This window comes from Vibrio tasmaniensis (genome assembly GCF_024347635.1).
In the GTDB taxonomy this organism is placed as follows: Bacteria; Pseudomonadota; Gammaproteobacteria; order Enterobacterales; family Vibrionaceae; genus Vibrio; species Vibrio tasmaniensis.
Map to the genome: position 1 here is coordinate 852,634 of NZ_AP025511.1, position 14,018 is coordinate 866,651.

The window sequence follows — 14,018 nt, forward strand, 5'->3', positions numbered from 1 at the left end:
TTTGATTTATAGGGAGTCGAGCATAACCTGAGCTTATAACATCTTAAGGGCTTATAACACCTATGCGGCTTGCGACATTTAGATTGTTTTTATCACCTTGAGAGAAAGGGCAGTCGCGGGTGAAAGTGGAAAAAAGAGAATAAGAGGATAAGAGGAGCGTGAAAGCAGGCGGCTTGAAACAAAAATTACGCTAGAAACAAAAACTGCGCTTGGAAGCCAAAGCGCAGTTTTAGAAATGAGGTTTATTGCTGCTTGATCTTAGCGGACATAGTTAGCATCAACACTTACATACAAGTGTTGCAGTTTGCCGTCGGCCTTTTGGATCCACAGATCATTGGTGTAACTCTCGATCTTACCGTTAACCGTTAAGTTGAATGTATTCTCGTCGAATTCGCCAAGCTTCACGAACTGGTCTGTGGTAATCAGGAACGGGTCCATGTCGTCCACGCCAACCACATCTGAAATCACATAGTAGTGGTAAGTCAGCGGCTTGCTTGCATCATTCGGGTTACTGCGATATGCCACAAGCTTGAATGGTTCCGTTAATGGAAGGTCGAGCGTTTGCTTGTCCATGATCGCTGGAGTCGGGATAAACAGCCAAGCGGTAAACAGACCGCTTAATAAAACCATCAGGAAGAAAAGAGTCTTAATTGCTTTCATAGCAACCTTCAAAATAGGTGATGTTGAAGACGCTATGGTAACAGGTTTGATTTGCTGATTGTAAGAGTATGAATAAGTGAAGGCGACACCTGTCTGTTAGGAAACTTGAACGAATTGACACACTGTTCATAACTTACCGTTTTAAATCTTAGCTTACTACTCTATGCCCTCTCTGCATGCAACCCTCAGTTTTGATTGATGAATGTAAGCAAACAGCAGGCACAAAAAAGCCCACACCTCACGCTTTTGCAAGGTGTGGGCTAAATAGGTGTGACTATTTGTTTAGGTAAGCAGCGTGGAACTCAATGTGCTCATCAATAAAGCTAGAGATGAAGAAGTAGCTGTGATCGTAACCTGGCTGCATACGCAACTCTAAATCGGCATTGGTTACCTTAGCCGCTTCGACTAATTGTTCAGGCTTAAGCTGCTCAATCAGGAAGTTATCGGCTTCGCCTTGGTCAACCAACATTGGCAGTTTAGTGCCTTTGGTTTTTAGAAGCTCAGAGGCATCGTAGTGCTTCCACTCTTCAATATCTAAGCCTAGATATTGGTTGAATGCTTTTTGTCCCCAAGGGCATTGCATTGGGTTGGTGATTGGGCTGAATGCGGAGATAGAACGGTAGCTATCTTCGTTTTTGATACCAATCGTTAGGGCACCGTGTCCGCCCATGCTGTGACCAGAAATTGATTTCACTGATGTTACAGGGAAGAACGATTCAATCAGCGCTGGGAGCTCTGTTACCACGTAATCGTACATGTGGTAATGGCTGTCCCATGGTGCTTGAGTGGCATTCACATAGAAGCCTGCACCTTGGCCGAGATCGTAGCTTTCATCGTCGGCAACGCCTTCGCCGCGTGGGCTTGTATCAGGGGCAACAATGGCAATGCCTTGCTCAGCCGCAGCTTTGAACGCGCCGGCTTTTTGCATGAAGTTTTCATCGGTACAGGTTAAGCCTGATAACCAATACAAAACAGGAACTGGGTTTTCTTTGCTTGCGTTAGGTGGCAAGAAAATCGCAAAACGCATGTTGCAGTCAAGCGTTGCAGAAAAGTGGGTGTATTGTTTGTGCCAACCACCAGCAACCTTTGCTTGGCTAATGTTTTCGATTGTCATCTATGGTGCTCCGTTAGGTTGATGGTTTTGGGAGTAAATTTGTCTATATCACTTAAAGTTTCACCACCCACCGGGCAGGAGGTGGTGAAGACAGTTTGTTGCTTTTCATTTATAGCTTTGGCCTCGACACCTAAGTATCGAGACCAAGGAGAATTACTTATCCATGTGTAGAACAGTACGGATAGATTCACCTTTGTGCATTAGGTCGAATGCTTCGTTTACGTCTTGCAGACCCATAGTGTGAGTGATGAACTCTTGAAGACCAAACTCACCCGCCATGTAACGGTTAACGATTTCTGGAAGCTCAGAGCGGCCTTTAACACCACCGAAAGCAGAACCACGCCATACTCGACCAGTCACTAGTTGGAATGGACGAGTTGCGATCTCTTGGCCTGCACCTGCAACACCAATGATTACTGATTCGCCCCAACCTTTGTGACAGCACTCAAGTGCTTGACGCATCACGTTTACGTTACCAATACACTCGAAAGAGTACTCAACACCACCGTCTGTCATCTCAACGATAACGTCTTGGATTGGCTTGTCGAATTTAGTTGGGTTGATGCAGTCGGTCGCGCCAAGCTGTTTTGCTAGCTCGAATTTGCTCTCGTTGATATCTACACCGATGATGCGGTCAGCACCAGCCATGCGAGCACCAATGATTGCAGAAAGACCGATACCGCCAAGGCCGAATACAGCAACGTTGTCGCCTTTTTCAACTTTAGCTGTGTTCAGTACCGCGCCCATACCCGTAGTTACACCACAACCTAGAAGACAAACTTCTTCAAGCGGTGCTTCTTTGCTTACTTTTGCTAGTGAGATTTCTGGAAGTACTGTGTACTCAGAGAAAGTAGAGCAACCCATGTAATGGAAAATCGTTTCGCCATTGATAGAGAAGCGGCTTGTACCGTCTGGCATTAGGCCTTTACCTTGCGTTTCACGAACCGCTTGGCATAGGTTAGTTTTACCAGATTTACAGAATTTACATTCGCCACATTCAGCGGTGTAAAGTGGGATAACGTGGTCGCCAATCTCAACACTGGTAACGCCTTCGCCGATCATCTCAACGATACCGCCACCTTCGTGACCAAGGATTGAAGGGAAGATACCTTCTGGATCGTCACCTGATAATGTGAATGCGTCAGTGTGACAAACACCAGTAGCAACGATGCGAACTAGAACCTCACCAGCTTTAGGAAGTTGTACATCAACTTCTTCCATTTTTAGTGGCTCGCCAGCTGCCCATGCAACCATTGCTTTTGATTTGATATGAGTTTGACCAGGTTTAATTTCGATTGTCATTGGATGTTTCCTATATATGTCAGTACAGCGGATAACCGTGCAATTAAATTCAACCCGTTAAGAGTAGTTGAGCTTAATTGTTTCCGCTCTCTCGTTTTGTTGGAGCTAGTATAGGTGTGAGTATATGTTTTGATAATCCCCTTAAATAGAAAATGATTATTACTTATTTGTAATAATTGGTGTATTCAGAGGAGTTCGGAGAGGGGGGGATTACTCAGAAAATCTAAGGACACAGTAAACAGGAACTATGTAGGTAAGACATTTATTAGAAACAAATGGGACGTAAGCTTTCCGCCTATTTTCTCGTTGTAGACTCAAACATGCTTTTATCTGTTGTCTCTCACAGTGAAAACTATGTCTTTAGGTTAAATCTCATAGTATTACAGCTAAGTTTTCCCTATTAATTATCTGTTTTCAAAGGATAAGCAAGTCGGTCATTTTCAACTGTGAGGATTTTTGGGAAAGACATACTTCCTTATAATTCAGATGTTTATGGTATAGTAGGAGCAGTCTTCAGATTGGGAACAAAACATAATGGAGTATTACTTCTTCAGCGCTTACCCTAACCAAATTAAACATGAGCTTAGCGAGCAAGAATTTGTAAGGTACAAGAAAGGTCTTGAAACTTTGCAAAAGATTTATCTATTTGAAGAGCTTCATGATCAGGTTGTTCAGTCTTATACAGATTATAAAACACATTTGTACCATGCATGTATACAGTTTTCAGGCATGGGACTGATACCTAAGCACATAGCTTATGAATGGAGACTTAAGGCAAACAGACTTTTGTTAACAACTCTCAATCTGAGCAAGTTGTATTTAGACAAGTGTTATCAACACAAAGCCAATACTTCATTTATAGGTAAATTAACTGGGCAGGATAAAAATCACGAAGAATTTAAAGTCTTCAGGAATAAATTGTTTGAGACTAATGATGGCTACGCGGTGGGGGACGAATTGCGGAACTATGTCCAACATCAAGCTATGTTAATGGATGTTTTTACATATGGTTTTCACAAAAAGACGATTGTTTTGTATTCATGTGTCGATCAAACGAAGCTGTTAGAATTCATCGAAAGTCGAGATCCGTCAAAAGCGAAGTTGAAAAGATTGCAAGCCGTTATGGAAGCTAACAGTTATAAAGATAAGGGCTTAGATTTGCATCGAATTCTTGATCAGTTTATCACTGGGGTTGCGGAGCTTCATCAGTTAAACAGAAGTACATATAGAGATTTGGTCTATGAATCTAATCGTTTTTTAGAGCAAAACCTTTTGAGTCTGTTTCCAGAATCTCAAGATAAGGCTATATATGAAGGAAACAAGCGAGTACCGATCAATCACACACGTCTACTAGAAACAATTGAATACATAATGGAAAAGAACTCACACACAATAGATCACTCAGCTTTTGATGCTAGTACTTACCCTCCTCAGTAATCGTAGTGTGTGTTACATAGCCTGGAGAGTGTAAGTTGTAACTATATTTGTAGTAACCAGTGCCTTATTTGTAATAGGGGATACTGAGATTGGAACAACAATGACTGAGGTAAGTGTTAATAAACTCCTTCAGCCTAAAGGATCTCATTTAAACAACCCCCTCACACCCCAACACAGTCACAAACGCATCCAAATATTGCTCGATAGTCAAATCAGCAGACACTGGCGGCAGTTCTACGGTAATACACGGTAGGCTTCTTTCTTGGCACCATGTGCCGAATGAGCCTGGGGTTTCGTAATCAACGTCTTCGACGAGTGGTAGGTTGAACTGTTTGCCTAGCCAAGAGGCGAGTTCTGACTGAGTTGGGTCGTCGACCATGGCGAGTGGTTCGTGGAAAGATATGACGAACTTGGGTTGGCGTTGCTCAATGAGGTTGATGAGCGACTGCACTTCCGGTTCAAGCTGATCGGCTTGCCCCGTTTTTACTTTTACATCTCTGACAGGGGTGTGAGAACTCCAGCGGTAGACGGTGCCGTTTTCTGTCCAGTTTTGAGTTGGAAAGGCGCGGTTCAGATCGACTTGGTTAGCGTTGGCGCGAGTACCTAGCTGATTGCCATCTGGGTTCATCGACAGAATCACATCGTGTCGTAAGTTGGCAGCCGGTAAGCTTCTTAGCGCGCAAGACAAACCTGCGATAGAAGCGGTTTCATCGCCGTGTGTGCCTGCTAAAATTAGCCCGCGAGCTTCGCTTTCGATTTGCGCGGGGAAATAGAGCAAAGGCGCACCCAACACCGACTTTCCATATAACAGCGGCTTTATTGAAAACGCAGCTCTTTCCGTTCTTGGAATTAAACTCACCTTAATCTCCTGATTGATCAAGTAGTATCAAAGAGTCACTACTATTTAGATGACCTCTATTAAATAAACCATAGCGTCAAAACTCGTCAACCGTCGCATTGTTAATTTTATTACTTTGCTTCAAAGATAGGCTAGGAGAGCAAAAAAACATGGATTTTAAGAAACATTCAACGGCTTTACTCATTTCATCTTTATTGACCCCTTTTATCTCAGTGACTGCCGTTGCTGATACCTTACCTGCTGGTGTTTCACTGGCAAAAGACCAACATTTGGTGCGAGCCAATGATGCAGAAGCTGCGACACTCGATCCGGCAAAGGCAGAAGGCTTGCCTGAAATGCATATTCTACGTGACCTGTTTGAAGGTTTAGTGATCCAAGATCGCGATGGCAATATCACCCCAGGTGTTGCGGAATCTTGGGAAACCGAAGACAACCAGACGTTTGTATTCCACTTGCGTAAAGATGCTAAATGGTCGAATGGCGATCCGGTGACGGCCGATGATTTCGTGTATGCGATAAGACGCGCGGTCGATCCGAAACTCGCTTCGCCGAATGTTTGGTATCTTAAGCTGACTCAAATCAACAACATCGCTGATGTGGCAGAAGGTAAGAAGCCCGTTGAAGAGCTCGGTATCTCGGCGGTTGATAAGCACACGGTGAAATTCGAACTCGATAGCAAAGTGCCATACTTTGTGGCGATGACAGGCCACACTTCAATGATGCCCGTTCACAAGGCTACGCTAGAAAACAGCGATAAGCCGTGGAGCGATCCGAAGCAGTTTGTTGGTAATGGTGCGTTTGTTTTAGGCGAGTGGGTGGTTAACGAGCGCATTGAACTGGAGAAGAACCCTAACTATTGGGACAGTTCAGATACGCACTTAACCCAAGTGACTTACATTCCGTTTGAGAACCAGAATGCGTCGATTAATCGCTATGCGGTGGGCGAGGTCGATATTACGTCTGATGTGCCGACACACATGGCGCAGCAGCTAAAAATGAAATATCAAGACGCGTATACAGCGGTACCTTTATTGTGTACTTACTATTACGCGTTCAATACCACGCGCCCTCCGTTTGATGATGCGCGAGTGCGTAAAGCGGTGTCTTATTCCATGATGCGTAATGTGATTACTAATGGAGTGACTCAAGTAGGTAACTTACCGGCTTATACCTTTGCTCATGAATACACGGCAGGTTTTGATGCCACTCAACCTGAGTACAGTACATGGATTCAAAGGGAGCGTGACCAAAAGGCGAAAGAGTTGCTGAAAGAAGCCGGATACGATGCTTCTAACCCGCTAGATTTTAAATTGCTTTACAACACCAGTGAATCGAATAAGTCGATTGCGGTGGCGATTGCATCCATGCTGAAAAGTAATCTAGGCGCGCAAGTTGAGTTGGAAAACCAAGAGTGGAAGTCTTACTTAGTATCACGTCGCCAAGGTGATTTTGATGTGATGCGAGCGTCTTGGTGTGGTGACTACAATGAAGCATCTACCTTCTTGAGCTTATTGCGATCTGAGTCTTCGGGTAACTTTGCTCGTTACAACAACGAAAAGTACGACTCAGCAATGGATAGCGCATTGGCTGCAACTAATGAGCAAGAACGCCAAGGTTTCTATGACCAAGCGGAGCAGTTACTGGCTGAAGATATGCCGATCGCGCCAATCTACTACTACATGCAAGCTCGCCTAGTGCGACCAAGTGTCGGTGGGTTTGCCAAGAACAACGTAGAAGGCCGAATCTATTCTAAGGATCTTTATATCAAGCAGTAAAAAGCTTTGAACATTATATAAATATAAAATCCCCATTCGCTGACAAGGCGAATAGGGATTTTAGTTACTAGGGGGTAGTAATTTTATCTTCTAACTTGTTTCAGGTTTTAAATAGCCACCATGTCCGCGGCTTTCTTCATCGCTTCTTTCGTTGAACACTCAATCACGTTCGCGTTAGCAAAGCGGTGAGCGTCTTTCACTTGAATATCGTGAGCCAAGATAACTAGCTTCGCGTTCGCTACATCTAGGTCGCTGATGCGGTTCTGAATACCGTTTTGACCTTGAGTTTCTACCTTAATCTTAAGGCCTGCTGCTAAGCCTGCTTTTTCCAGTGCTTTCGCTGCCATGAAGGTGTGTGCAACACCAGAAGGGCAACATGTTACGGCTACGATGTCGTACTCGCCTTCGCCAGCTACAGGAGCTGTTTGAGCTTGTACTGGCGCTTCAACCATGTCTTCTTCTGTTTCAACCGCGACAGGTTTCCAGAAGCCAACGATAACCGCCGTAGTTAGTGAACCTAGTGCAATACCGACCACGTACATTGGAATGTTACTTGATACTGGCGCAGTGATTAGGCCGCCCCATGGTGCGTGAAGTAGAACGTCTGTCATGAAGCCAAACACACAACCAACGATACCACCGGCAACGATTGAAGGAAGTACGCGCATTGGGTCGTTCGCTGCGAACGGGATAGCACCCTCAGAGATACCGATAGAACCCATGATTGCTGCTGCTTTACCTGCTTCTTGCTCCTGTTTAGAGAACTTGTTTTTGAATAGGAAAGTCGCCAATGCCATACCTAGAGGTGGTGTACAAATCGCGATGCCTACACCGCCCATTAGCCATGGTTGTGTGTCTACTTGAGTTTGAGCAAATAGAGTTGCGACTTTGTTGATAGGGCCGCCCATATCAAACGCCGTCATACCACCAAGGATTGTGCCCAGAACCATCTTAGACGCGCCAGCCATTGAAGCTAGGAACTCGTTCATTGAAGACATGAACAGTTTGATTGGCTCACCAATGCCCCACAGTACGATGCCGGCAGAGATTAACGTGCCTAGAAGCGGGTAGATGAAGTAAGCACCCAGCGCTGTCATGTTCGCAGAAAGCGGGATCTTCTTAAGTTGGAACACCACGCCACCGGCGATAAAGCCTGCCACGATACAACCAAGGAAGCCGCCGCCCATATCAGCCATGATGCCAGAAGAGATCATCGCAGGTGCCAGTGCCGGTTTATCTGCAATTGAGTAACCAATAAAGCCGCCAAGAATGATTGGGAAAAGAACAAGGCCTTTGATACCGATATTAGAGATGTCTGCTAGCAGGCCGTCTGCAGGTACAGCGCCTTTGCCTGATGCCATTACCGCTAAAGCCAATAGAACACCACCGGCTACGATGAAAGGTAGCATGTGTGATGTACCGAAAAGCAGATGGCCTTTCATGGTACTTAGGATTTTTTTATAGTCGCTACTACTATTTTTATTGCTAGTATTGGTAGCTTGATTTGCTAGGGTGCTCATAATTGTCTACGCCTTATGAATTAATTAAAATATTAAGGATTTGATGTTCATCTTTTGCGTTATGGATATTCTGGATAAATTCATCGCTGAATTTTCCAAACAGTTCTTGTAGTACATAAATATGATGGTCAGCACCGTTATCTGGTGATGCAATCATAAAAAATACCGTTGGGTTAATGCCGTCTTCATCGCCATACTCAATACCTTCACGTTTTACACCGACAGCAATGGCAGGCTCTGTAACCGCTTGGTTTTTGGAGTGAGGGTAAGCGATGCCATCCATTGAGGTGATGCTTTGAGATTCACGAATTTCAATACCTGATAAGAAAGTATCTTTGCAATTGATTCGGTTGTTCTCAAATAACATGCCCGCCAATTCTTCAAACAGTTCTTTTTTATTATTCGCTTGAAGATTGTTATTAATTAAGTTGACGTTAGTTAGCTGTGTGATCATTTATTAACTCATTCACTATTGAAGTTCTTGAATTAAAATTAATGGATTAACCCGATTCGCGAAATAGCAAATAAAAGCCCTTCACTGTACATTTGTATCCAGCAAAATTAAGTGTGATTTGCATCATTAATGCAGTGTGAGATGGGTCATATTTGATGGCGTTTTTGATTAGGTTTTTGACACGCCGAGCGACCTCCTCAGAAACAAAAATGCCCCGCAAAGCAGGGCATGATCAGTGTTTGTATTTACTTTGTAGAGCTAGCTGTAAGCACGCGCCACGCGTCCAACGCAATCGAGTTTGTAACTCTCAGCGTAAGCGGGAATGAACACCGATTGGCCTTTCTCTATCACGCAGGTTTCACCACATTGATGGGTTAGCACCATGGATTCATCGAGAGGTAGTAGGATCTCTGCACCTTCGGTGGTGATTTTTCTCTGGTGAGAATTCTGCACGATAGAGAACTTAAAATCCTCAACTGGAGTTTGGTATTCCATCACATCACCTTGCTCTATTGGGCTGAGCAGTAACCTATCCGCCGGCTTTTCATTGAATCTCGTACAAGAAACCAGTTCATTCACGTCCATGTATTTAGGCGTCAATCCTGCGCGGAGTACGTTGTCAGAGTTCGCCATTATCTCTAATCCAGTTCCTTTGATGTAGGCGTGGGGCGTTTCTGCATCCAGATACATGGCTTGCCCAGGCTTTAGAGTGAGCACGTTCAATAGCAGTGGAGCAAACAACCCGACATCACCCGGGTATTGCTCTTCCAGTTCTGAAATCAACTGGAACACAGGTGTATCTGAAAGCTTCGCCTTCACCTGCAACATGGTCAGCGCCATGCCTTTTTGTTCTCCTTGCAAAGACAATAAGCTCGCGAAGAAGCTCGCTAATCCATTGGGAGTTTGGTCGCCCTCTAGGTCATTGACCATCGAATGCAGCTCTGGAATATCAAGGTAGTGGAAGTGCTCAAGGATCTCGCTGATTGATCTAAAACCATTCATCGCGGTGTAGTCAGTTAGGGCATACACCAGTTCTGGCTTGTGGTTGGCATCCTTGTAATTACGATTGCCAGCCGTCATCGGAATGCCTTGCTGCTCTTCAAGAGCATACCCAGATTCCGCTTGTTGCTTGTTTGGGTGAACTTGAACAGATAGCGCTTTCTCAGCCGCTAACACCTTGAAAAGGTAAGGCAGTTCGCCAAAGCGACTTGCCACTTTCTCGCTTAAAAACAGGTTCAGGTTCTTAGAAATCAAGCTCGACAATGTGGTCTGCTGCCCGTTATCAGTCACCATCGAGCAACCATTAGGGTGAGCACCCATCCATATCTCGGCTTGTGGCTCACCAGACTGGTTATCAATACCAAACAGTTGGTTGAACGAAGAAGGGCTACCCCATGCGTAGTTTTGAATCACGTTAGTCATAGGGTAGAAAAAGCGTTGTACGAACGAATCGTTCGCTAAAGAAAAATCAGACATCGAAATCACCATGAAGGGAAACATGGCTTGAGCTCTATTCGGCCTATTTGCAACTAAAGTATTAGCTACTAAAAAATTAGAGTAGAGGTGCTCAAGCCATTGGAGTTGAAATGGCTTAAGCCGCTGCTGCTGTTAGCTTGGCTTTGCGTAGGTTTTTAAGCGCGATACAAGTAACCGCAGTCACACCCGCACCTGATGCCATGCACAGAAGAGCGAGCATTGGGTAGTTCATTGCACCTAGTAGAGCGACCACAGGACCACCGTGAGCCACGCTGTTGGTGATGCCGAATGAGAACGCCATTACTGCTGCCGTCATTGAGCCAAGCACGTTGGCAGGGATAACCGACATCGGGTCTTGAGCCGCGAAAGGAATTGCACCTTCAGAGATACCCACCAAGCCCATTGCGCCTGCTGCTTTACCGGCTTCAATTTCAGAAGATTCGAACAGGTCGAACTTACGGCCGAGTCTGGTTGCGATAGCCATGCCCAATGGAGCGACAGGGATTGCACACGCCATTGCACCCATGAACTGAGTTTGACCGCTGGCAATCATGCCGACCGAGAAAAGGAACGCGACCTTGTTGAATGGGCCACCCATATCGAAACCGGCCATGCCACCCAATACGATGCCAAGCAGAACCACGTTACCTGTGCTCATGCTCGTTAGTAGTGCAGTAAGAGCATCCATCAATCCAGCGATAGGTGCGCCAATCACAAAGATGAATAAGCCTGCGATGAACAAAGAGCCAGTGATCGGAGCGATCATGATAGGCACAAGCGGTTGAACGAATTTGTGGTAGTTGAACGAGGTGATCCATTTAACGAAGTAACCCACTAATAGACCTGCGATGATTGCGCCAATGAAGCCTGTGCCTGCGTCAGCGCCGTAGAAAGAGCCGTTGTTAGCAATCCAACCGCCAATCAAACCTGGGGTTAGAGCAGGGCGGTCAGCAATCGCGTAAGCAATGTAGCCCGCCAAGATTGGGATCATCAGGGTGAACGCAACCACACCGACTTCTAGAATTTGGTTCCACATGCTGCCAGCAGGAATCGCCATGCCAGATTCACTTGGCTCGCCGCCAATCGCCAGTGCAAGGGCAATCAATAGGCCGCCAGTCACCACGAATGGGATCATGTGTGATACGCCATTCATCAAGTAACGATAAAGGTCTGAACGTGCTTGTGAGGCTTTCTCTGCAACAGATTGGTTGGTCGGCGCTTGTTCAGCTCGGTAACTAGGTGCATTGAGAGCTTGCTTAATCAAGCCTTGCGCGTCTTTGATTGGCGCTTTCACGTTGGTGCTGATAACGCGTTTTCCGGCAAAGCGAGCCATGTCGACCTGTTTGTCACAAGCGACGACAATCGCGTCTGCGCGTTCGATCTCTTCTTGAGTTGGGCTGTTTTTAACGCCTATCGAGCCGTTGGTTTCGACCTTGATGTCGTAGCCAAGAGCCGCTGCGCCTTTCTCTAGTGCTTCAGCTGCCAAATAAGTGTGTGCAACGCCAGCTGGGCAGCCAGTGACACCAATGATGAAACCTTGTTTCTCAACGTTGGCTTCCGTTTCTGAAGGCTCAGGTTTGGTAAGCAGTAGTTCTAATGCTTCTTGTTCAGATTGAGCATTCATGAAGCTTTCGATAAAGCCTTCTTCAATCAGTTTTGAAGAAAGCTCTGCCAATACTTCGATGTGGTGATCATCGCCGCCATCAGGAGAGGCAATCATGAAGAAGAGTTTTGATGGCTGACCGTCATCGGCGCCGTACTCGATACCCTGCTTGTGGACGCCGATAACAACCGCGGGTTTGATCACCGCGCTGCTTTTCGCATGTGGCAGGGTAATGCCCTCTTCAAACCCTGTATTACCTTGTTCTTCACGCGCCTTAATGTCGGCAAGAAACTGTGCTTTGTCTGAGATTCTGCCTTGTGCGTACAGCACGTCTATCAGCTCTTTAAATACGTCTTCTTTTGAATTAGCGCTAAGCGAAAGCTTAATCAAATCTTGATTGATCAATGTCGTGATCATAATGAACCCCTACTCTGTTTTTATTTTGTTAGGGGTATTCTGGAATCTACGGCTTACCTTCTGTAGTGAAGAAAAAACGCATTTACTGGATGATTGTTGCGTTATAAGTGGAGTGTGATTTTGATCGGTCGAGTGGTCGTTTTTAAGGCGGTGTTGACAGAGTTTAAGATGTGTTGAGGCTTTTATTTATAAGGGCTGTAGCGTATTTGTTTATCAGGGCAGGAACGAGCTAGGTCAGTTTCGTTACTGGAAATTTATTTCCGTGACTGGATTTTTGTAGCCTAGATCTCAAATTGTGATTTTGCTCAATAGCGCTATGTTTCAGTTACAGGTATATCTATTTCCGTAGCCTTATTGCTGCCCTTAAGAGTTCGAATAATGATATTTCATGACTTAATCTCGTCTGTATTAAACGAGCGAGAACCGTTTCATAACATCTGGTTTGCTGGAGATTTTCACACGCCTTCAGCATGCAGTTATCAGGTGAACTTTCCGCGCTTAGAGTTAGTGCTAGACGGAGAGTATATTAATGAAATGGAGAGTCATGATCGTAAGATCACTAACGTTATTGCTAAAGCGGGAGATGCGATTTTCATCCCACCCAACTGTTGGAATAAACCTAACTGGGATACCGATTGTTCAGTGTTGAGTATGTTGTTTGGTCGTCGTCAACTGGGTTTAAGCTTGGTGAGCAAGCGCAAAGGGGAAGAGAGCTTCTACGATATTCAAAAACACAGTATTCAGACTCGCTCTGGGTTTGCGATTGATAACATTTTGGAGGCGCTCAGCTCGTTAGCGAGAGAGAGTAACAAGCAGCCGATGGATGAGTTATTGCTGCAAGCTCTACTGCAATACAGTAAAACCATGCTGGAAGCGCCCGTAGAAAAATCTCATAGCCGAGTACAGGATGTGTATCAGGGGATTTGTATCTACATTCAAGAAAACTTCCACCGCCAGATCACCCGAGACAGCATTGCCTCGCGCTTTAGCATTTCATCCAATCACTTGTCGCGAATGTTCCGCCAGCAAGGTCATATGACGTTAGCCGAGTACATTACTCGTGTTCGTGTTGATCGCGCCAAGTTCATGCTCAAGAAGTACAACTTCAAGCTCAATGAAGTGGCTGTGCGTTGTGGTTTTAAGGATGTGAACTACTTCTGTCGAGTGTTTAAGAATCGCACAGGAAGAACCCCAACCGAATATCGTGGGTCAATCTGATACCGCTTCAAATTATCTTCTCGATCTGATCTTAGACGAGCGAATTTTGTATGACTTGATCATCATAACTGACTCTGTGTGGTGGTGATCAATTTGCTTTGTGTTTTCTTCTAAGCTTTCTCTTCTCTACCGTTTTTCCTTATCTATTATCAAACCTTTCTCTGCGCTTGGTGTATTTATTGT

At 45.2% G+C, this 14,018-nt stretch carries 11 protein-coding genes; 3 read left to right on the plus strand and 8 right to left on the minus strand.

What is annotated here, in order from left to right; all coding sequences use genetic code 11:
- Positions 1–258: 258 nt before the first annotated feature.
- The 3 genes from OCV44_RS18075 to OCV44_RS18085 form a co-directional block, all read right to left on the minus strand.
- Positions 259–660: a hypothetical protein gene (locus OCV44_RS18075; RefSeq protein ID WP_139683520.1), complete on the minus strand. Its 402-nt coding sequence runs from the start codon at positions 658–660 to the stop codon at positions 259–261.
- A gap of 274 nt (positions 661–934) precedes the next feature.
- Positions 935–1,774 carry an S-formylglutathione hydrolase gene (gene fghA / locus OCV44_RS18080; RefSeq protein ID WP_139683519.1) on the minus strand — a complete coding sequence of 280 codons (840 nt, stop codon included), beginning with the start codon at positions 1,772–1,774 and terminating at the stop codon, positions 935–937.
- 153 nt (positions 1,775–1,927) lie between these two features.
- The gene (locus OCV44_RS18085; protein WP_017064961.1) at positions 1,928–3,076 is read right to left on the minus strand and encodes an S-(hydroxymethyl)glutathione dehydrogenase/class III alcohol dehydrogenase; all 1,149 of its coding nucleotides are present in this window, start codon (positions 3,074–3,076) and stop codon (positions 1,928–1,930) included.
- Positions 3,077–3,610: 534 nt separating this feature from the next.
- On the opposite strand from OCV44_RS18085, the gene OCV44_RS18090 reads away from it, so the two are divergent.
- Complete coding sequence (locus OCV44_RS18090) at positions 3,611–4,513, plus strand: hypothetical protein (RefSeq protein ID WP_139683518.1); 903 nt, start codon at positions 3,611–3,613, stop codon at positions 4,511–4,513.
- 148 nt (positions 4,514–4,661) lie between these two features.
- On the opposite strand, the gene mpaA is transcribed toward OCV44_RS18090, so the two are convergent.
- On the minus strand, positions 4,662–5,363 hold the full coding sequence (gene mpaA, locus OCV44_RS18095) for a murein tripeptide amidase MpaA (protein ID WP_246091689.1): 702 nt from the start codon (positions 5,361–5,363) through the stop codon (positions 4,662–4,664).
- A 158-nt stretch (positions 5,364–5,521) separates the two neighbouring features.
- Between mpaA and OCV44_RS18100 the strand changes: the two genes are divergently transcribed.
- Complete coding sequence (locus OCV44_RS18100) at positions 5,522–7,147, plus strand: ABC transporter substrate-binding protein (RefSeq protein WP_139683516.1); 1,626 nt, start codon at positions 5,522–5,524, stop codon at positions 7,145–7,147.
- A 107-nt stretch (positions 7,148–7,254) separates the two neighbouring features.
- Here the strand turns inward: OCV44_RS18100 and OCV44_RS18105 are convergent, their stop codons facing one another.
- The 4 genes from OCV44_RS18105 to OCV44_RS18120 all read right to left on the minus strand — a co-directional run bounded on the left by OCV44_RS18105 (position 7,255) and on the right by OCV44_RS18120 (position 12,617).
- Complete coding sequence (locus tag OCV44_RS18105) at positions 7,255–8,667, minus strand: fructose-specific PTS transporter subunit EIIC (RefSeq protein WP_139683515.1); 1,413 nt, start codon at positions 8,665–8,667, stop codon at positions 7,255–7,257.
- Positions 8,668–8,680: 13 nt separating this feature from the next.
- The gene (locus OCV44_RS18110; protein ID WP_086969293.1) at positions 8,681–9,121 is read right to left on the minus strand and encodes a PTS sugar transporter subunit IIA; all 441 of its coding nucleotides are present in this window, start codon (positions 9,119–9,121) and stop codon (positions 8,681–8,683) included.
- 258 nt (positions 9,122–9,379) lie between these two features.
- Positions 9,380–10,597 (minus strand): mannose-6-phosphate isomerase, class I, encoded by a 1,218-nt coding sequence (manA, locus tag OCV44_RS18115; RefSeq protein WP_139683514.1) that lies wholly within the window; start codon positions 10,595–10,597, stop codon positions 9,380–9,382.
- A 115-nt stretch (positions 10,598–10,712) separates the two neighbouring features.
- Positions 10,713–12,617, minus strand: coding sequence for a PTS fructose transporter subunit IIABC (locus OCV44_RS18120; RefSeq protein WP_139683513.1), 1,905 nt, complete (start codon positions 12,615–12,617; stop codon positions 10,713–10,715).
- 378 nt (positions 12,618–12,995) lie between these two features.
- On the opposite strand from OCV44_RS18120, the gene OCV44_RS18125 reads away from it, so the two are divergent.
- On the plus strand, positions 12,996–13,835 hold the full coding sequence (locus OCV44_RS18125) for a helix-turn-helix transcriptional regulator (protein WP_029223612.1): 840 nt from the start codon (positions 12,996–12,998) through the stop codon (positions 13,833–13,835).
- The last annotated feature ends 183 nt before the right edge of the window (positions 13,836–14,018 follow it).